General features: G+C 70.5%; 17 protein-coding genes. 15 read left to right on the forward strand and 2 right to left on the reverse strand.

The genetic code is table 11. From position 1 onward, the window contains the following. Positions 1-199: 199 nt before the first annotated feature. The 14 genes from GQQ93_RS03135 (at position 200) to GQQ93_RS03195 (ending at position 15,730) form a co-directional block, all read left to right on the forward strand. Positions 200-1,000, forward strand: a complete 801-nt coding sequence (locus tag GQQ93_RS03135; protein WP_157422737.1) for a TrmH family RNA methyltransferase — start codon at positions 200-202, stop codon at positions 998-1,000. Between the two features lie 89 nt (positions 1,001-1,089). Beyond that, positions 1,090-1,878, forward strand: a complete 789-nt coding sequence (locus tag GQQ93_RS03140; protein ID WP_157422738.1) for an amino acid ABC transporter ATP-binding protein — start codon at positions 1,090-1,092, stop codon at positions 1,876-1,878. 63 nt (positions 1,879-1,941) lie between these two features. Beyond that, positions 1,942-2,808: a glutamate ABC transporter substrate-binding protein gene (locus tag GQQ93_RS03145; RefSeq protein WP_157422739.1), complete on the forward strand. Its 867-nt coding sequence runs from the start codon at positions 1,942-1,944 to the stop codon at positions 2,806-2,808. 69 nt (positions 2,809-2,877) lie between these two features. Further along, positions 2,878-3,528, forward strand: a complete 651-nt coding sequence (locus GQQ93_RS03150) for an amino acid ABC transporter permease (RefSeq protein WP_157422740.1) — start codon at positions 2,878-2,880, stop codon at positions 3,526-3,528. Continuing rightward, on the forward strand, positions 3,525-4,454 hold the full coding sequence (locus tag GQQ93_RS03155; protein ID WP_157422741.1) for an amino acid ABC transporter permease: 930 nt from the start codon (positions 3,525-3,527) through the stop codon (positions 4,452-4,454). The genes GQQ93_RS03150 and GQQ93_RS03155 overlap by 4 nt, the downstream gene beginning before the upstream one ends. A 47-nt stretch (positions 4,455-4,501) precedes the next feature. Continuing rightward, positions 4,502-5,542: a phenylalanine--tRNA ligase subunit alpha gene (gene pheS, locus GQQ93_RS03160; RefSeq protein ID WP_157422742.1), complete on the forward strand. Its 1,041-nt coding sequence runs from the start codon at positions 4,502-4,504 to the stop codon at positions 5,540-5,542. 1 nt (position 5,543) lies between these two features. Next, on the forward strand, positions 5,544-8,069 hold the full coding sequence (gene pheT / locus GQQ93_RS03165) for a phenylalanine--tRNA ligase subunit beta (protein WP_157422743.1): 2,526 nt from the start codon (positions 5,544-5,546) through the stop codon (positions 8,067-8,069). Positions 8,070-8,354: 285 nt separating this feature from the next. After that, positions 8,355-9,398 carry an N-acetyl-gamma-glutamyl-phosphate reductase gene (gene argC / locus GQQ93_RS03170; RefSeq protein ID WP_157422744.1) on the forward strand — a complete coding sequence of 348 codons (1,044 nt, stop codon included), beginning with the start codon at positions 8,355-8,357 and terminating at the stop codon, positions 9,396-9,398. After that, positions 9,395-10,552: a bifunctional glutamate N-acetyltransferase/amino-acid acetyltransferase ArgJ gene (gene argJ, locus GQQ93_RS03175; RefSeq protein ID WP_157422745.1), complete on the forward strand. Its 1,158-nt coding sequence runs from the start codon at positions 9,395-9,397 to the stop codon at positions 10,550-10,552. Before argC ends, argJ begins: the two co-directional genes overlap by 4 nt. Positions 10,553-10,554: 2 nt before the next feature. Next, a complete protein-coding gene (gene argB / locus GQQ93_RS18015) occupies positions 10,555-11,484 on the forward strand; it encodes an acetylglutamate kinase (protein WP_246192038.1) in 930 nt (309 codons plus the stop codon). 32 nt (positions 11,485-11,516) lie between these two features. Next, a complete protein-coding gene (locus tag GQQ93_RS18020; protein ID WP_246192061.1) occupies positions 11,517-12,668 on the forward strand; it encodes an acetylornithine transaminase in 1,152 nt (383 codons plus the stop codon). A gap of 23 nt (positions 12,669-12,691) precedes the next feature. Then, entirely contained in the window at positions 12,692-13,621 is a 930-nt protein-coding gene (gene argF / locus GQQ93_RS03185; protein WP_157422746.1) for an ornithine carbamoyltransferase, read from the forward strand. A 64-nt stretch (positions 13,622-13,685) separates the two neighbouring features. Then, positions 13,686-15,116: an argininosuccinate lyase gene (argH, locus tag GQQ93_RS03190; protein ID WP_157422747.1), complete on the forward strand. Its 1,431-nt coding sequence runs from the start codon at positions 13,686-13,688 to the stop codon at positions 15,114-15,116. A gap of 5 nt (positions 15,117-15,121) precedes the next feature. Further along, positions 15,122-15,730, forward strand: a complete 609-nt coding sequence (locus GQQ93_RS03195; protein ID WP_376863678.1) for a DNA-3-methyladenine glycosylase — start codon at positions 15,122-15,124, stop codon at positions 15,728-15,730. A 67-nt stretch (positions 15,731-15,797) separates the two neighbouring features. On the opposite strand, the gene GQQ93_RS03200 is transcribed toward GQQ93_RS03195, so the two are convergent. Both GQQ93_RS03200 and GQQ93_RS03205 read right to left on the reverse strand, forming a co-directional pair. Beyond that, positions 15,798-16,403, reverse strand: coding sequence for a hypothetical protein (locus GQQ93_RS03200; RefSeq protein WP_157422748.1), 606 nt, complete (start codon positions 16,401-16,403; stop codon positions 15,798-15,800). Then, positions 16,400-17,020: a DNA-binding protein gene (locus tag GQQ93_RS03205; protein ID WP_157422749.1), complete on the reverse strand. Its 621-nt coding sequence runs from the start codon at positions 17,018-17,020 to the stop codon at positions 16,400-16,402. Before GQQ93_RS03205 ends, GQQ93_RS03200 begins: the two co-directional genes overlap by 4 nt. Before the next feature lie 112 nt (positions 17,021-17,132). Between GQQ93_RS03205 and tyrS the strand changes: the two genes are divergently transcribed. Further along, positions 17,133-18,434 carry a tyrosine--tRNA ligase gene (gene tyrS, locus GQQ93_RS03210; protein WP_246192040.1) on the forward strand — a complete coding sequence of 434 codons (1,302 nt, stop codon included), beginning with the start codon at positions 17,133-17,135 and terminating at the stop codon, positions 18,432-18,434. The last annotated feature ends 390 nt before the right edge of the window (positions 18,435-18,824 follow it).

Here is an 18,824-nt window from a genome sequence, read left to right on the forward strand (position 1 = left end):
CCGAAGACCGCCGCGTAAGAAGGCGACTGTCTCCACTGGGCCAGACACCTCGGCCCCGAAGACCGCCGCGTAAGCAGCCTCTTCTCCTCGAACGGCCCGGTCGCCCTGCAGCAGCAGGGCGACCGGGCCGTTCGTTCGTCGCCACTCCGGGATTCCGAGGATGCCTCGGCCGGGGCATCCCGCTGAATAGACTGTGATCATGCTCGAGAACCCCCGCTCGCCGCGCGTCCGTGCCGTCGCGAAACTCGCGAAGAAGGCCGCACGCGCCGAGAGCGGGCTGTTCCTGCTCGAGGGGCCGCAGGCCGTTTCCGAGGCCCTCGAGTTCCGGCCCGAGCTGGTCGTCGAGCTCTACGCGACCCCGACGGCGCTCGAGCGCCACACCGGCATCGCCGACAGCGCCGTCCGCGCCGCGGTCGAGGTCGAGTTCGTCACCGAAGAGGTGCTCGCGGCGATGGCCGACACGGTCACCCCGCAGGGCTTCGTCGCGGTGTGCCGTCAGTTCCCGACCGCAGTCAAAGACGTCTTCGCCGCAGGGCCGCGCCTCATCGCGATCCTCGAAGAGGTGCGCGACCCCGGCAATCTCGGCACGATCGTGCGTGCCGCCGACGCCGCCGGCGCCGATGCGGTGATCCTCACCGGGCGTGCCGTCGACCTCTACAACCCGAAGGTCGTCCGCTCGTCGACCGGGTCGATCTTCCACCTGCCGGTCGCGGTCGGCGCCGATCTCGACGATGTGCTGCAGCGTGCCCGTGCGGCCGGCCTCACGGTGCTCGCCGCCGATGTCAAGGGTGAAGACCTGCTCACGGCACGCAACGACGGCGTGCTCGCGAACCCGACCGCCTGGCTGTTCGGCAACGAGGCCCGAGGCCTTCCCGATGAGCAGCTCGCCCTGGTCGATCGCGTCGTCATCGTGCCGATCTACGGCAAGGCCGAATCGATGAACCTCGCGACGGCCGCCTCCGTGTGCCTCTACGAGAGCGCGTTCGCACAGCGCAGCTGACCGGCGAAACGAACCCTGCGGGTCACGAAACGGTAACCGCGTCGTCGAACAGTGGCGGCAGGGTACGAAGTCTCCCTAGTTTTGGGGGTATGGAGCCCACCCAGCCCGCGCCGCCGACCTCGAACATCAGCGTCCGGCGCGGCGAACCGCTCGTGGTGATCGACCACGTCGACAAGCACTACGGCGAGCTGCACGTGCTCAACGACATCAACACGGTCGTGAACCGCGGCGAGGTCGTCGTCGTGATCGGGCCCTCCGGGTCGGGCAAGTCGACGCTGTGCCGGGCGATCAACCGGCTCGAGACCATCGACTCGGGGTCGATCGCGATCGACGGCGAGAAGCTTCCCGAAGAGGGGGCGGCGCTCGCGAAGCTGCGCGCCGACGTCGGCATGGTCTTCCAGTCGTTCAACCTCTTCGCCCACAAGACGGTGCTCGAGAACGTCACGCTCGCGCCGATCAGGGTGAAGCGGATGTCGCGCAAAGACGCCGAGGCGAAGGCGATGCAGCTGCTCGAGCGCGTCGGCGTCGCGAACCAGGCGAAGAAGCTGCCCGCGCAGCTCTCGGGCGGCCAGCAGCAGCGCGTCGCCATCGCCCGTTCGCTCGCGATGAACCCGAAGCTCATCCTCATGGACGAGCCGACGAGCGCGCTCGACCCCGAGATGATCAACGAGGTGCTCGACGTCATGATCGGTCTCGCCAAAGACGGCATGACCATGATCGTCGTCACCCATGAGATGGGCTTCGCCCGCAAGGCGGCCGACCGCGTGCTCTTCATGGCCGACGGAAAGATCGTCGAAGAGGCGACCCCGGCCGAGTTCTTCGACAACCCGCAGTCCGATCGTGCGAAGGACTTCCTCTCCAAGATCCTCGAGCACTGACCACCCAAAGACCTCCGCTGCCACGAGCGGCGAGGACCCAACGGAAAGAGAAGAGGCAGGGACATGAAACGCAGCAGAATCGCCCTCGTCGCCGCAGCGGCGGCGTCCGCGCTCCTGTTCGCCGGCTGTGCCGGTGACGGCGGCGGCGGAGACGCGGAGCCCACCGTCGAGGAGACGCCCGAGTTCGACGAGGGCACCACCATGGCCGAACTCGCCGAAGCGGGCGAGATCACCATCGGCACGAAGTTCGACCAGCCGCTCTTCGGTCTGGTCGGGCCGTCCGGCGACCCAGAGGGATTCGACGTCGAGATCGGCAAGATCATCGCGGGCAAGCTGGGCATTCAGCCCGACAGCATCAATTGGGTCGAGACCGTCTCGGCCAACCGCGAGCCGTTCATCGAGAACGGCCAGGTCGACATCGTCATCGCGACCTACACCATCAACGACGAGCGCAAGCAGGTCGTGTCGTTCGCGGGCCCGTACTACCTGGCGGGTCAGTCGATCCTCGTGCTCGCCGACAACGAGGACATCGCGTCCGAGGAGGACCTGGTCGGGCAGCCCGTCTGCTCCGTGACCGGTTCCACGCCGGCGGCGAACCTCAAGGAGCTCGGCGCCGAGGTCCTCGAGACCGACACGTACTCGAACTGCCTCGAGCCGCTCCGCAACGGCCAGGTCGTGGCAGTGTCGACCGACAACGTGATCCTCGCGGGCCTCGCCGCCCAGAACGAGGGCGAGTTCAAGGTCGTCGGCGAGCCCTTCACTGAAGAGCCGTACGGCATCGGCCTCGCACTCGACGACACCGACTTCCGCATGTGGATCAACGACGTGCTGGAGGAGTCGTACGAGGACGGCACGTACGAGGAGGCCTGGAACTCGACGGCGGGAACCATCCTGCCGTTCGTCGAGCCGCCGGCCGTCGACCGCTACTGATCCGAAGGTCCGGGCCCCGTCTCGCGGGGCCCGGACCGCCCCATCCGATCCGCAACCGAGAGGACCCGCGTGGACGTCGTCATCGCGAACCTGCCCCTCTACCTCGAGGGCTTCGCCGTGACGCTGCTGCTGCTCGGCGTGAGCGGCCTCGGCGCGCTCGTGCTGGGCACGATCATCGCGGCGATGCGCATCTCGCCGATCGCAACGCTGCGCGGCATCGCCACGGTCTACACCGAGATCATCCGGAACACCCCGCTCACGCTCGTCGTCCTCTTCTCGGTCGTGATCGTGCCGCTGCTGGGGGCCCGCGTGCCGTTCCTCCTCTCCGGCTTCATCGCGCTCGCGGTCTACACCTCGCCGTTCGTGGCGGAGGCGCTCCGCTCCGGCATCAACGGCGTGCCGATCGGGCAAGCGGAGGCCGCACGCAGCCTCGGGCTCGGGTTCGGCCAGTCCGTGGCGCTCGTGATCTTCCCGCAGGCGTTCCGCATGACGATCCCGCCGCTCATCAACGTCTTCATCGCCCTCGCGAAGAACACGTCGGTGGTCGGCGGCGTCGGCTTCGTCACCGAACTCTTCGGGGTCGGGCGCACATTGGCCAACGCCCACGGCAACGCCGTCATCGCGATCCTCATCGGGGTCGCCTTCTTCTACCTCGTCGTGACCGTGCCGCTCGGCTTCCTCGCGACCCAGCTCGAGCGGAAATGGGTGGTGCAGCGATGAGCGGCTCCAGCGTCCTCTTCGACGCACCCGGCCCTCGGGCGCGTCGGCTGTCGACCATCCTCTCGTGGGTCAGCGGGGTCCTGGTCCTCGGCGCCGTCGCGTGGGGGATCATGGTGCTGAACGCGCCGCGGGAGTCGGGCGGGATCACCCTGCCCGGCATGTTCGACCCGTCGCGATGGGACATCCTCGCCGATCCCGAGTTCTGGAACTTCGTCATCTTCACGGGCGTCTGGAACACGCTGCGGGCCGCGCTCGTCGCCGCCGTGCTCGCGGTCGCGCTCGGCGTGGTGCTCTCGCTCCTGCGCAGCTCGCCGATCGGCTGGATCCGCATCCCGACCGCCGTGCTGATCGAGTTCTTCCGCGGCATGCCCGTGCTGCTGATGATGCTCTTCATCCTGCTCGTCGCCGGCACCGGTCAGTACTGGGCGGTCGTGGCCGCGCTCGCCGTCTACAACGGTGCGCTCATCGGCGAGGCGCTGCGTGCCGGGCTCGTCGCCCTGCCGAGAGGACAGCGGGAGGCGGCGCTCAGTGTCGGCATGCGACCCTTGCAGTCGAAGATGCTCGTCGAGTTCCCGCAGGCGTTCCGGCAGATGTTGCCGATCATCGTCGCTCAGCTCGTGGTGCTGCTGAAGGACACCTCGCTCGGCTACATCGTCGGCTATCAAGAGCTCCTGCGCGTCACCCTGAACAACCTCGGAAGCTTCTACGGCAACCGCTACCTGTTCACGCTCTGGTGCGTCGCCTTCATCCTGTACCTCGCGATGAACCTGTCGCTCTCGTGGTTCGCGCGCTGGCTCGGCCGGCGTGGCGACCACCGCTACCACCCGGGCAAGGCCGGGCCCGCCCCCGACGACCCGAGCCAGGCACTGCTCGTCGCCGACGCGAAGGCGGCAGCCCGCGAGTCGGAGTCGGCAACCCGACTCTGAGTCAGCCACGACGAATCGCGCCACGTACGCCGCTAGACTCGTTCTTCGTGTCCGAGCCCCTCGAAATCACCGAATCCGCGGTCGCATCCGCGGTCGACGCAGCCCTCGCGGCGATCGCGTCGGCCGGCGACTCCGCCGCCCTGAAGACCGTGCGCACCGAGCACACCGGCGAGAAGTCGGCGCTCGCGCTGCTGAACGCCGAGCTGCGCAACGTTCCCAACGACCAGAAGGCCGCCCTCGGCAAGCTCGTGGGCGGTGCCCGAGGCCGCGTCAACCAGGCCTTCGCCGCCCGCGAGGCCGAGATCCTCGAGGCCGAGGCCGCCGCGCAGCTCGCCGCCGAGGCGGTCGACGTCACCGCCCTGCCGTCGCGCATCACGGCGGGCGCGAGGCATCCGCTCGCCCTGCTGCAAGACCGGGTGTGCGACGTGTTCACCGGCATGGGGTGGGAGATCGCCGAAGGCCCCGAGGTCGAGAGCGAGTGGTTCAACTTCGACGCGCTGAACTTCGACGCCGATCACCCGGCGCGTGCGATGCAGGACACCTTCTTCGTCGACCCGCCCGAGGCGCACCTCGTGATGCGCACGCACACGAGCCCCGTGCAGGTGCGCTCGATGCTCGACCGCGAGCTGCCGCTCTACGTGCTCGCGCCGGGGCGCGTGTACCGCACCGACGAGTTCGACGCGACCCACCTGCCGGTCTTCATGCAGTTCGAGGGCGTCGCGGTCGACAAGGGCATCACGATGGCGCACCTCAAGGGCACGCTCGACCACTTCGTGAAGGCGATCTTCGGCGACGAGGCGAAGATCCGCCTGCGCCCGAGCTTCTTCCCGTTCACCGAGCCGAGCGCCGAGCTCGACTTCTGGCACCCGACCTTCAAGGGCGGCGCGCGCTGGATCGAGTGGGGCGGCTGCGGCATGATGCACCCGAACGTGCTGCGCGCGGCGGGCATCGACCCCGAGGTTTACACGGGCTTCGCCTTCGGCATGGGGGTCGAGCGCGGCCTCATGCTCCGCAACGACGTGCAGGACATGCGCGAGATGGTCGAGGGAGACGTGCGGTTCTCCCAGCAGTTCGGAATGGTGGTCTGACATGCGGGTACCCCTGAGTTGGCTCGCCGAGTACGTCGAGCTCGTGCCGGGCACGACGCCCGAGGACGTCCACGCCGCGCTCGTCAAGGTCGGCCTCGAAGAAGAAGACGTGCACACCTTCGAGCTCCAGGGCCCGATCGTCGTGGGCGAGGTGCTCGAGTTCGTCGAGGAGCCGCAGTCGAACGGCAAGACGATCCGCTGGTGCCAGGTGCGTGTGGCGCCCGACGGTGAGCAGGCCGCCGACGGCGGCGACGCCGTGCACGGCATCGTCTGCGGCGCGCGTAACTTCTTCGTCGGCGACAAGGTCGTGGTGACCCTCCCCGGAGCCGTCCTGCCCGGGCCGTTCCCGATCGCCGCGCGCAAGACCTACGGGCACGTCTCCGACGGCATGATCGCCTCGGCGCGCGAGCTCGGCCTCGGCGACGAGCACGACGGCATCCTGCGCCTGTCGACGCTCGGCCTCGACGCGCCGGTCGGCAGCGACGCGATCGGCCTCCTCGGCCTCGACGACGCCGCGATCGAGATCAACGTCACGCCCGACCGCGGCTACGCGTTCTCGATCCGCGGGGTGGCGCGCGAGTATGCGCACGCGACGGGTGCGGTGTTCCGCGACCCCGTCGAGCAGACTCCCGCCACGGATGTATCGGCCGACGGCTTCCCCGTCGTGATCGACGACCGGGCGCCGCTCCGCGGTCGACTCGCCTCGAACGCGTTCGCGACGCGCATCGTGCGCGACCTCGACGCGTCGAAGCCGACTCCCGCGTGGATGATCGCGCGGCTGAAGCTCGCAGGCATCCGTTCGATCTCGGTGCTCGTCGACATCACGAACTACGTCATGCTCGAGCTCGGCCAGCCGATCCACGGCTACGACCTCGACGCGCTGCGCGGCGGCATCGTCGTGCGCCGTGCCGAGCAGGGCGAGCGCTTCACGACGCTCGACGGCAAGGAGCGCACGCTCCACGCCGAAGACATCGTCGTGACCGACGACCGCGGCCCGATCGGCCTCGCGGGCGTCATGGGCGGCGCCGAGACCGAGATGGGCGACACCACGGCGAACGTGCTCATCGAGGCCGCCCACTGGGATCCGGTGTCGATCGCGCGCACGGCACGACGGCACAAGCTGCCGAGCGAAGCAGCGAAGCGCTACGAGCGCGGCATCGACCCGACGATCGGCGCCGTCGCCGTCGCACGCGTCGCCCAGCTCATGGTCGACCTCGCGGGCGGCACGGCCGACGCCGGCGGCTCGCTCATCCAGACGACGCCCGCTCGCGACGCGATCGTGCTGCCCGACGGCTTCGTCTCGCAGTTGATCGGCGTCGAGTACACGAACGACGAGGTGCACGACGCGCTCGCCGAGATCGGCGGGGTGCTCACCCGCGTCGACGGCGGCTTCTCGGTCGTGCCCCCGGCGTGGCGCCCCGACCTCACCGGTCGTGAAGAGCTCGCCGAAGAGGTCGCCCGGCTCGTCGGCTACCACCGCATCCCGTCGGTGCTGCCGGTCGCGCCTCCCGGGCGAGGCCTCACCCGCTCGCAGCGCCTTCGCCGGCAGACCGCCGACGTGCTCGCCGGCGCCGGATCGACCGAGGTGCTGAGCTTCCCATTCGCGACCGAGGCCGAGAACGCGCGCTTCGGCAGCGTCGACGGCTCGCCCGTGGCATCCGTGCGCCTTGCGAACGCCCTCGACCAGTCGACGCCGTACCTGCGTCGCTCGCTGCTTCCCGGCCTGATGGCCGCGGCCAAGCGCAACCGCTCGCGCGGGCTCGTCGACGTCGACCTGTTCGAACTCGGACTCGTCTTCCTCCCCGAGCTCGGCCGCGACTACGGCTCCGCCGAACTGCCGGTGGGCGACGCGAAGCCGAGCGACGAGACGCTGGCCGCGCTCGACGCGGGCATCCCGCCGCAGCCGCGCCACCTCGGCGTGCTGCTCGTGGGTGAACGCATCGCGAAGCAGCCGGGGCAGGCCGCCGAGCCGGTCGGCATCGTCGACGCGCTCGACGCGGTGCGCCGGGTCGCGCTCGCGACGGGCGCCGAGCTCGAGATCGTGCAGGGTGCCCACCAGGCGCTGCACCCGGGTCGCACCGCCGAACTCCGGGTCGGCGGCCGCGTCGTCGGCTACGCGGGCGAACTACTGCCTGCCATCGCCGAGGAGAACGACCTGCCGCGCGTGGTCGCGGTCGCCGAGCTCGACCTCGACGCCGTGATCGCCGCAGCCGACCCCGCGGTCGAGGCGTCGCCGATCGGCACGTTCCCCGCGGCGACGCAGGATCTCTCGGTGCTCGTCGACGCGGCCGTGCCGGCCGCCGAGGTCGCCGCAGCGGTGCGCGAGGGCGCGGGTGAACTGCTCGAGCACCTCGGACTCGTCGACGACTACCGCGGACAGGGTGTGCCCGAGGGCTCGAAGAGCCTGACCTTCGCGCTGCGCTTCCGCGCGCCCGACCGTACGCTGACCGCCGCCGAGGCCAGTGAGGCGAAGCTCGCCGGTGCGGCGCTCGCGGCCGAGCGCACCGGGGCGGCGATCCGCGACTGACCGGGACCGCCCGGTCCGAGCACGCCGACGGCGGCGCCGCGCACTCCGCGCGGCGCCGCCGTCGCAATTCGCCCCCGGTTTGCGCCTCGCCTCGCCGCGCGGATATGGTCGATCCATGTCCATCACCCGGTTCGCCGCCGCCGCACGCCTCGCGTGTGTCTCGGTCGTGCGCAGCCGACGCCGTGGCGGCCGCCGAATCTCGGCGACCCCTGCACAGGCGTAGCGGCCTGTCGCGGGGCGTCGCCGGAACATCGCCCCGACCAGACAGACCCTAAGGTGGATTCCATGACGTACTCCGTCGCCGTTTCCGGCGCGTCCGGCTATGCCGGAGGAGAGATCCTGCGGCTGCTCGCCGATCATCCCGAGTTCGAGGTCCGCACCGTGACCGCGCACTCCAACGCCGGCCAGCCGCTCGTCGCGGTGCAGCCGCACCTGCGCACCTACACGCACCTCACGCTGCAGGAGACGACCGCCGCGACGCTCGCCGGCCACGACGTCGTCTTCCTGGCGCTCCCGCACGGCGCCTCGGGCGCGGTCGCGGCCGAGCTTTCGCCCGAGACGCTCGTCATCGACTGCGGCGCCGACCACCGGCTCGAGAGCGCCGCCGACTGGGCGGCCTTCTACGGCGGTGACTTCCACTCCGCGTGGACCTACGGGGTCCCCGAGCTACCGCGACTCTCGAGCACCCAGCGCGACCGGCTGACGAAGTCGCGCCGCATCGCCGCGCCGGGCTGCAACGCCTCGACCGTCGCGCTGTCGCTCGCGCCGGGCATCCGCGCCGGCGTCATCGAAGACCGCGACCTCGTGTCGGTGCTCGCCGTCGGACCGTCGGGCGCGGGCAAGAGCCTGAAGGCGCACCTGCTCGGATCTGAGATCCTCGGCTCGGCGAACCCGTACTCCGTCGGCGGCGTGCACCGGCACATCCCCGAGATCCAGCAGGCGCTCCGCTGGGCGGGCGCGGCGAACCCGACCATCTCGTTCACCCCGGTGATCGTGCCGATGTCGCGCGGCATCCTCGCGACCTCGACCGCGCGCGTCATGCCGGGCACCGACGCGAAGACGGTTCGCGCCGCCTGGGAGGACGCCTACGCGGGGGAGCGCTTCGTGCAACTGCTGCCCGAGGGACAGTTCCCGCGCACCGCCGACGTGCTCGGCGCCAACACCGCCCTCATGGGCCTCGCCGTCGACGAGCGCGCGGGTCGCGTCGTCGTCGTCACCGCGGTCGACAACCTCGTCAAGGGCACCGCGGGTGCCGCCATCCAGTCGGCGAACCTCGCGCTCGGCCTCACCGAGTCGACCGGCCTTCCCGTGAACGGAGTCGCCCCGTGACCGTCACCGCCCCCGCCGGATTCGAAGCCGCCGGCATCGCCGCCGGGATCAAGCGCACCGGGGCGCTCGATCTCGCCCTCATCGTGAACCGCGGGCCCTCGCAGCAGGCAGCGGCGGTGTTCACCTCGAACCGCGCGCAGGCGAACCCGATCATCTGGTCGCGGCAGGTCATCGCCGACGGGCGGGTCGCGGCGATCGTGCTCAACTCCGGCGGGGCGAACTGCTTCACCGGGCCCGAGGGCTTCCAGGTCACGCACCGCACCGCCGAGGCGGCCGCGTCGGCGCTCGAGGTCTCGGCCGGCGACGTGCTCGTCTGCTCGACGGGGCTCATCGGCGACCAGCTCGACGGCGAAGTGCTCGAGGAGGGCGTGCTGAGCGCCGCGAACCGCCTCTCGGCCGAGGCCCAGGCGGGTGCCGACGCCGCGCGCGCCATCATGACGACCGACACGACGCCGAAGACCGTCGTCGTCGAGGGCGCGGGCTGGCGTATCGGCGGCATCGCGAAGGGCGCGGGAATGCTCGCGCCCGGACTCGCCACGATGCTCGTCGTCATCACGACCGACGCCGAGCTCGAGGCATCCGCCCTCGATCGTGCGTTGCGGCAGGCCACCCGCGTGAGCTTCGACCGGCTCGACTCCGATGGCTGCATGTCGACGAACGACCAGGTGTCGCTGCTCGCGAGCGGCGCCTCGGGCGTCGTGCCCGACGAGGCGGCGTTCACCGAGGCGCTCACGGCGGCGTGCCTCGACCTCGCCGCGCAGCTGCAGGCCGACGCCGAGGGCGCGAGTCACGACATCACGATCGAGGTACGCGGCGCCGAGACCGAGGACGACGCGGTCGAGGTCGGCCGTTCGGTCGCCCGCAACAACCTCTTCAAGGCGGCGATCTTCGGCAACGACCCCAACTGGGGCCGGGTGCTCGCGGCGATCGGCACCACGCAGGCGCCCTTCGACCCCTACCTCGTAGACGTGTCGATGAACGGGGTGCGGGTGTGTCACGCCGGGCGCCCCGACCGCCCCCGCGACGAGGTCGACCTCACGCCCCGCGCGACCCACGTGCTCATCGAGCTGCACGCCGGCGAGGCGACCGCGACCATTCTCACCAACGACCTCACGCACGACTACGTGCATGAGAACAGCGCCTACGCGAGCTGAGCATGAGCGACATCGAAATGGATGCAGCGGGCTCCGGCGCCGACCTCGCCGCCGAGAAGGCGCGGGTGCTCATCGAGTCGCTGCCGTGGTTGCAGCGGTTCCACGGCGAGACGATCGTCGTGAAGTTCGGCGGCAACGCCATGGTCAGCCCAGAACTGCAGCGCGCCTTCGCCGAGGACATGGTCTATCTCCGCTACGCCGGCATCAAGCCCGTCGTCGTGCACGGCGGCGGGCCGCAGATCTCGTCGATGCTCGAGCGGCTCGGCATCGAGAGCGAGTTCCGCGGCGGGTACCGCGTGACGACCCCCGAGGCGATGGACGTCGTGCGCATGGTGCTCTCGGGGCAGGTGAACCGCGAGCTCGTCTCGCTCATCAACGGGCACGGCCCGCTCGCCGCCGGGCTCTCGGGCGAGGACGCCGGGCTGTTCACCGGCCGTCGTCGTGGGGCCGTCGTCGACGGCGTCGAGATCGACCTCGGCCTCGTGGGCGACGTCGTGGCGGTCGATCCCGAGGCGGTGCAGGCGCAGCTCGACGCCGGCCGCATCCCCGTGGTCTCCTCCATCGCGCCCGATGCCGACACGCCGGGGCAGTCGCTCAACGTGAACGCCGACTCGGCGGCCGCGGCGCTCGCCGTCGCGCTCGGTGCGGCGAAGCTCGTGATCCTCACCGACGTCGCGGGGCTCTACCGCGACTGGCCGAACCGCGACTCGCTCGTCTCCGTCATCGAGGTGCCAGAGCTCCTGACGCTGCTGCCCGAGCTCGAATCGGGCATGATCCCGAAGATGCGGGCCTGTCTCGATGCCGTCGAGGGCGGCGTCGCGAAGGCGGCGATCATCGACGGTCGGGTTCCGCACTCGATCCTGCTCGAGGTCTTCACCCAGTCCGGCATCGGCACCGAGGTCGTGCCCCAGAACGCCGGAGGCGCCGAGTGAACGACTGGCAGCAGCGGTTCGACACCCGCATCATGCGCTCGATCGGCATGCCCCTCGCCAAGCTCGAACGCGGCGAGGGCGTTCGCGTCTGGGATGACTCGGGCAAGCCGTATCTCGACTTCCTCGCCGGCATCGCGGTCAACGCACTCGGCCACGCGCATCCGGCCTTCGTCGATGCGGTGTCACGCCAGGCCGCGACCCTCGCGCACGTCTCGAACTACTTCACGACCGAGCCGACGCTCGAGCTCGCCGAGCGCATCACCCGGCTCGCCGGGGCCGGCGACGAGGGGCGGGTGTGGTTCGGCAACTCGGGCGCCGAGGCGAACGAGGCCGCGTTCAAGCTCGCCCGATTGAACAACTCGGGCGGAGGCCGGACGCGGGTGCTCGCCCTCGTCGACGCCTTCCACGGGCGCACCATGGGCTCGCTCGCGCTCACCGGCAAGGCGCACATGCGCGACCCGTTCCTGCCGCTGCCCGGCGGGGTCGAGCACATCCCGGCCACGCTGGAGGCACTCGAGGCCGCCATGGACGACGCGGTCGCCGCGCTCATCGTCGAACCGATCCAGGGCGAGGCCGGCGTCGTGGAACTGCCCGCGGGGTTCCTCGAAGCCGCACGCGAGTTGACCCATCGCCATGGGGCGCTGCTCATCGTCGACGAGATCCAGACCGGCGCCGGTCGCACGGGCGCGTGGTTCGGGTTCCAGCACGCGGGCATCACGCCCGATGCGATCACCGTCGCGAAGGGCATCGGCGGCGGGTTCCCGATCGGGGGCCTCGTGACCTTCGGCCATGCGTCGTCGCTCTACACGAAGGGCCAGCACGGTTCGACCTTCGGTGGCAACCCGCTCGCGACCGCCGTCGGCAACGCGGTGCTCGGCGAGATCGAGTCGGCGGGCCTCGTCGAGAACGCGGCGGCGCGCGGTGAGCAGCTGCGCGCCCGCATCCTCGGCCTCGACTCCCCGCTCGTGGCGGGCGTCCGCGGTCGTGGCCTCCTCATCGGCATCGGGCTCACCGAGCCGGTCGCGGGCGCGCTCGTCGCCGCGGCGATGGACGCCGGGCTCATCGTGAACGCCGCCAACGACGCCACCATCCGCATGGCACCGCCGCTCATCATCGGCGACGCCGAGATCGACGAGTTCGTCGAGCACTTCTCCACCGCGCTCGACACCGTCGCCGCCTCCTGACCTCACCACACGAAACGGACCCCATGACCCGCCACTTCCTCCGTGACGACGACCTGAGCCCCGCCGAACAGGCCGAGGTGCTCGAACTGGCCGCCAGGCTCAAGGCCGACCGCTTCGCCGAGCGCCCGCTCGAGGGACCGCAGACCGTCGCGGTGATCTTCGACAAGACCTCCACCCGCACCCGCGTCTCCTTCTCGGTCGGCATCGCCGACCTCGGCGGCGTGCCGCTCGTGATCGCTTCGAACGAGAGCCAGCTCGGGGGCAAGGAGTCGGTGGCCGACACGGCCCGCGTGCTCGAGCGGATGGTCGCCGCAGTCGTCTGGCGCACCTACGCGCAGTCGGGTCTCGAGGAGATGGCGGCCGGCACCACGGTGCCGGTCGTCAATGCCCTCTCCGACGACTTCCACCCGTGCCAGATCCTCGCCGACCTGCAGACGGTGCGCGAGCAGAAGGGCGAGCTCGCGGGGCTGACGATGTCGTACTTCGGCGACGGCGCGAACAACATGGCGCACTCGTACCTGCTCGGCGGTGCCACCGCCGGCATGCACGTGCGCATCGCCGCGCCGGCCGACTACGCGCCGCGCGCCGACCTCGTGGCCGACGCGGAGCGGATCGCCGCCGCCACCGGCGGTTCGGTGCTCGTCACCACCGACGCGGCCGTCGCGGCAGCCGGCGCCGATGTGATCGTCACCGACACCTGGGTGTCGATGGGCCAGGAGGCCGAGAAGGCGGAGCGTCTCGCGACCTTCGGCGACTACCGCGTGACCGGTGCGCTCATGGCCGAGGCATCCGATTCGGCGATCTTCCTGCATTGCCTGCCCGCGTACCGCGGCGTCGAGGTCGACGCCGAGGTCATCGACGGCCCGCAGTCGGTCGTCTGGGACGAAGCGGAGAACCGACTGCATGCGCAGAAAGCGCTGCTCACGTGGCTCCTGAACCGGAAGGACGCATGATGGCCGAGCACGGCACCAACGCGGGGGCATCTCTCGCTCGCTTCGTGAACCGGAAGGACGCATGATGGCCGAGCACGGCACCAACGAAGGCTCGCTCTGGGGCGCCCGGTTCGCGAGCGGTCCGTCGCCCGAACTCGCACGACTGTCGAAGTCGACGCATTTCGACTGGCAGCTCGCGAGCTACGATCTGGCGGGTTCGCGCGCGCACGCTCGGGCGCTCGCCGCGGCCGGATACCTCGGCGACGACGAACTCGCGACGATGCTCGCGGGGCTCGACACCCTCGAGGCGCGGGTCGTCTCGGGAGAGATCGTCGCCGCCGAGAGCGACGAAGATGTGCACGGCGCCCTCGAGGCGGCCCTCATCGGCATCGTGGGGCCCGAGCTCGGCGGCAAGCTCCGTGCCGGCCGAAGCCGCAACGACCAGATCGCCACGCTCGTCCGGCTGTACCTGAAGGATCATGCAGCCGTCATCGGACAGCAGCTCGTGCACCTCATCGATGCGCTCGCCGCGCAGGCGGAGGCGCACCGGGGGGCCATCATGCCGGGGCGCACGCACCTGCAGCACGCGCAACCCGTGCTGCTCGCGCACCACCTGCTCGCCCATGCGTGGGCGCTCAGCCGCGACCTCGAGCGCCTGGTCGACTGGACGAAGCGGGCCGATGTCTCGCCGTACGGCGGGGGAGCGCTCGCGGGCTCGACGCTCGGGCTCGACGCGGCGTCCGTCGCCCGCGATCTCGGCCTCGCCGCGCCCGCCGAGAACTCGATCGACGGCACGGCGAGCCGCGACGTCGTCGCCGAGTTCGCCTTCGTCACCACGATGATCGGCATCGACCTCTCGCGCATCTCCGAGGAGATCATCCTCTGGAACACGCGCGAGTTCGGTTTCGTCACGCTCGACGACGGCTATTCGACCGGTTCATCGATCATGCCGCAGAAGAAGAACCCCGACATCGCCGAGCTCGCCCGCGGCAAGTCGGGTCGCCTCATCGGCAACCTCACGGGCCTCCTCGCCACGCTGAAGGCCCTCCCGCTCGCGTACAACCGCGACCTGCAGGAGGACAAGGAACCCGTGTTCGACTCGGTCGAGACGCTCGAGGTGCTGCTGCCCGCGTTCACCGGCATGGTGGCCACGCTCACCTTCCACATCGATCGGATGGCGGAGCTCGCGCCCGCCGGATTCTCCCTCGCGACCGACGTGGCCGAATGGCTCGTCAAGCGGCATGTGCCGTTCCGCGACGCCCACGAGATCACCGGCGCGCTCGTGCGCTACGCCGAGGAGCACGCCCTCGAGCTCGACGCCGTCGACGACGCCGCGCTCGCTGCGATCTCGCCGCACCTCACGCCCGAGGTGCGCGAGGTGCTGACGATCGAGGGTTCGGTGGCGAGCCGCGACGGCATCGGGGGCACGGCCCCCGTCAGGGTCGACGAGCAGTTCGCTCGCCTGGCCGATCGGGTGCGTCATCTCGTGGCCGGTCTTCCCGAGGGGGCCGCCTGACGGCTCTGCTGACGCCCGAGCGGGCGTTCTTCGAGCAGGATCCGGTGCGGCTCGCACCGCTCCTGCTCGGAGCCGTGCTGAGTTTCGCCGCGCCCGACGGCGAGGTGGCGATCCGACTGTCGGAGCTCGAGGCCTACCGCGGCGTCGGTGAGGATCCCGGCTCGCATGCATTCCGCGGACGCACTCCGCGCAACGCCGTCATGTTCGGCGAGCCGGGGCGCCTCTACGCGTACTTCAGCTACGGCATGCACGTGTGCCTGAACATCGTGGCGCGGCCGGCGGGTACCTCGTCGGGCGTGCTGATGCGCGGGGCGACGGTCGTCCGCGGGCTCGAGCTCGCACGCCGCCGCCGTCCGGGCGTCGCCGACCGCGATCTCGCGCGGGGCCCCGGCCGGTTGTCGCGCGCGCTCGGGGTGCCGCTCGAGGTGGGCGGCAGCGACCTGCTCGCGCCGCCGTTCTCACTCGAGATCCTCGATGCTCCGCTGCACCACGCGACCGGACCGCGCACGGGCGTGAGCGGCGACGGCGGTGGCGCGGCGTACCCGTGGCGCTTCTGGCTGCCCGGCGACGAGGGTGTCTCGCCCTATCGGCGACACCGGCTCGCCGCCGAGTAAGAGGGTGCCTCGGCATAACGCCCGGCGGCCCCGGCGTCCCCGCGCACGGGCGCGAGCGGGGCGCGGCTCAGCGGATCGCGAAGTGCACGACGAGCGCCGCGGCGCACGCCCAGATGAGGCTCGCGAAGGTGCCGATGATGAACCGTTCGCGTGCCTCGGGCGCCTCGAGCTCCGTGAATCGGCCGACGCCCTTGATCGCGACGACGATCGCGAGCGCCTCGGGGAAGCCCGCGATGATGGCACCGGCCGAGGCGACGCGCTCGAGCACGCCGATCGTGAGCCCGCCGCGCAGCACCTCCCGGCGTCGCTCGACGGCGTGCACGCCCGAAGCGAGGTCGGCGTCGACGCGCCGGTCGGTCACGATGATGCCGCCGTGGAGTCCGGGGGAGACGGCGCCTCCCATCGCGAGATCCAGGGCGGTGCCCGCTGCGGCGCTGCCGCCGAACACCGCGACCGCCAGGCCGAGCACGACGACGAGCGGCGCCACCCCGATCGGCGCCGGGCCGTGGGCCGATGCGGCGGCGAGGAGGGCGGCGCCGAGCGAGCCCGTCGCGAACCAGACGAAGCTGCGACGAGGGCGGACGGAGGCGAGGATCGAGAGCACCGCGGCCGCCACGAGTGCGAGCATGAGCGCCGACCAGGTGATCGCGTCGGCGATGACGAAGAGATTCATGGGTGGCGGGCTCCCGTCGAGGCATCCAGAGTCTCAAGCAGCCTAGCGAGCGCGGGCACCGCGTCGAGCTCGGCGCGGATATTGGCCGATTTCATGCGTGAGCTGATGGCGGGCGCGCTGACGCCGAGCTCGTCGGCGATGTCGGACTGCAGGGCGCCCGCGACGATGCGGTCGTACACCTCCCACCCCTGCGCGGACCGGCGCTCGCGGAGGATGAGGGCGAGTTTGAAGAGCGCCTCGAGTTGCGCCGCGTCACCGTCGAGCGGGGATCCCGGCGCCTCGACCGCGAGCCGCGGGGTGCTCTTCTTGGCGCGCTCGACCGCGTCGCGGGCGGCGAAGAACGCCTCGCCGCTCGCTTCCCTGATGTCGTCGGGAAGCGGCTCGCGCACGGAGCCGCAGCCGATGCCGACGCTCCACTCGCCGTGCCTCGTGAGCTCGAGCACGACGTCGACGGCGGTGCGCGCGTCGTTCGTGAGCAGTTGGATCTCGTCGCCGGCGTTGCGTGCCACGGGCAGGAGGAGGCGATCGCCGTGCGCGCGCTGGATGCGGTCGCGCTCGGAGCCGGCGAGATCGGCGCGAGTACGGCTCGAGACCTGGTCTGCGGTGATGACGATCATGACTCCTCCTTCACTCTGCAGGCTTCATTCGTATGTGAGTAAGCATACAGCATTAATCATTGAAGGGTTAGGGATGGAACGCTCATCGTTCGCCCGCTGATAATCTGACGTGGTGTCAGACCCAGTGATCCTCTCCACCCAGCAGAACGACGCCTCTTTCGACGACGTCTGGGAGGAGCTCGTCTGGCGCGGCCTCGTGCACGTGTCGACCGACCAGGCCGCGCTCAAAGAGCTTCTCGCGGGCGAGCCGATCACGTATTACTGCGGGTTCGACCCGACGGCGCCGAGCCTCCACCTCGGCAACCTCGTGCAGCTGCTCACCATGCGCCGTCTGCAGCTCGCCGGGCACAAGCCGCTCGGACTCGTCGGCGGATCCACCGGCCTCATCGGCGATCCCCGCCCGACCGCCGAGCGCACGCTGAACACGAAGGAGACCGTCTCCGAGTGGGTCGGCTACCTCCAGGGACAGGTCACGCGCTTCCTCTCGCAAGAGGGCGACAATGCCGTGCGCCTCGTGAACAACCTCGACTGGACGGCGGGCCTCAGCGCCATCGACTTCCTCCGCGAGATCGGCAAGCACTACCGTGTCGGCACGATGCTCAAGAAAGACGCGGTCGCCTCGCGACTGAACTCCGACTCCGGCATCAGCTACACCGAGTTCAGCTACCAGATCCTCCAGGGCTTCGACTACCTCGAGCTCTTCCGGCAGTACGGATGCGTGCTCCAGACGGGCGGCAGCGACCAGTGGGGCAACCTCACGAGCGGCACCGACCTGATCCACCGCGTCGAGGGGGCGAGCGTGCACGCGATCGGCACGCCGCTCATCACGAACAGCGACGGCACGAAGTTCGGCAAGAGCGAGGGCAACGCGGTCTGGCTCGACGCCGCGATGTGCAGCCCTTACCGCTTCTACCAGTTCTGGCTCAACACCGACGATGCCGATGTGGTCACGCGCCTCAAGGTCTTCACCTTCCTCGGGCGCGAGCGCATCGAGCAGCTCGAGGCGCTCGTCGCGAGCGAGCCGTTCCGGCGCGAGGCCCAGCGGGTCCTCGCGACCGAGGTCACCACGATGGTGCACGGCGCGGATGCCACGGCGGCGGTCATCGCCGCATCGCAGGCGCTGTTCGGGCAGGGCGAGATCACCGAGCTCGACGCCGAGGTCTTCGAGTCGGCGCTGCGCGAGCTGCCGAACACGACGACCCAGCCCGACGCCCAGATCGCACAGCTCCTCGCAGACACGAAGCTGGTGTCGAGCCTGAGTGAAGGACGCCGTGCGATCACCCAGGGCGGTGTCTCGGTCAACAACCGCAAGGTCGAAGATGTCGCCGCGACGCTCGACGGCTTCGTCGAGCGAGGCGGAATGGCCGTGCTCCGTCGTGGCAAGAAGACGCTCGCCGGCATCTTCGTCGAGTAGCAGCCGGCTCCGCCGAGTCCCAGTGGGCCCCGGTCGATCACTCCGTGATCGGCCGGGGCCCTTTCGCATCGCCCGGCACGCGCATCGACCCGGTCGGCGGAGGGCGCAGCACGGGGGAGTATCGGCGCACTCGGCGGGTACCTTGTGCACGAACACCGCCTATGCGCCGACGATTGCTCGGTTGATCAGGGCATCATGCGATTCGGTGGCCGATCGAGGCGTTCGCGACACGCCCGGGATGCGGGGTGGATTTGTGGGTGGTCGGGGTGGTCGCGTAGATTTTCTCTTGTCGCCGCGGCGGCCGGGAAGCGCGAGAGTGGGGCCCGGGTCGAGCGGTGGTGGTTCTAGCCAAATAACCTCGAAGGCGCAGGATTGCGACTCGGTGATTTC

This window comes from Agromyces lapidis (assembly GCF_009749405.1).
GTDB classification, from domain to species: domain Bacteria; phylum Actinomycetota; class Actinomycetes; order Actinomycetales; family Microbacteriaceae; genus Agromyces; species Agromyces lapidis.

Coding starts and splice junctions, on each gene's coding strand:
- GQQ93_RS03155 (WP_157422741.1), top strand. CDS start 3,525: ATGAGCGGCTCCAGCGTCCTCTTCGACGCACCCGGCCCTCGGGCGCGT.
- pheT (WP_157422743.1), top strand. CDS start 5,544: ATGCGGGTACCCCTGAGTTGGCTCGCCGAGTACGTCGAGCTCGTGCCG.
- GQQ93_RS03205 (WP_157422749.1), bottom strand. CDS start 17,020: ATGATCGTCATCACCGCAGACCAGGTCTCGAGCCGTACTCGCGCCGAT.
- GQQ93_RS03200 (WP_157422748.1), bottom strand. CDS start 16,403: ATGAATCTCTTCGTCATCGCCGACGCGATCACCTGGTCGGCGCTCATG.
- argB (WP_246192038.1), top strand. CDS start 10,555: ATGAGCGACATCGAAATGGATGCAGCGGGCTCCGGCGCCGACCTCGCC.
- GQQ93_RS03135 (WP_157422737.1), top strand. CDS start 200: ATGCTCGAGAACCCCCGCTCGCCGCGCGTCCGTGCCGTCGCGAAACTC.
- GQQ93_RS03140 (WP_157422738.1), top strand. CDS start 1,090: ATGGAGCCCACCCAGCCCGCGCCGCCGACCTCGAACATCAGCGTCCGG.
- GQQ93_RS03145 (WP_157422739.1), top strand. CDS start 1,942: ATGAAACGCAGCAGAATCGCCCTCGTCGCCGCAGCGGCGGCGTCCGCG.
- GQQ93_RS18020 (WP_246192061.1), top strand. CDS start 11,517: ATGCGCTCGATCGGCATGCCCCTCGCCAAGCTCGAACGCGGCGAGGGC.
- argH (WP_157422747.1), top strand. CDS start 13,686: ATGGCCGAGCACGGCACCAACGAAGGCTCGCTCTGGGGCGCCCGGTTC.
- argC (WP_157422744.1), top strand. CDS start 8,355: ATGACGTACTCCGTCGCCGTTTCCGGCGCGTCCGGCTATGCCGGAGGA.
- argF (WP_157422746.1), top strand. CDS start 12,692: ATGACCCGCCACTTCCTCCGTGACGACGACCTGAGCCCCGCCGAACAG.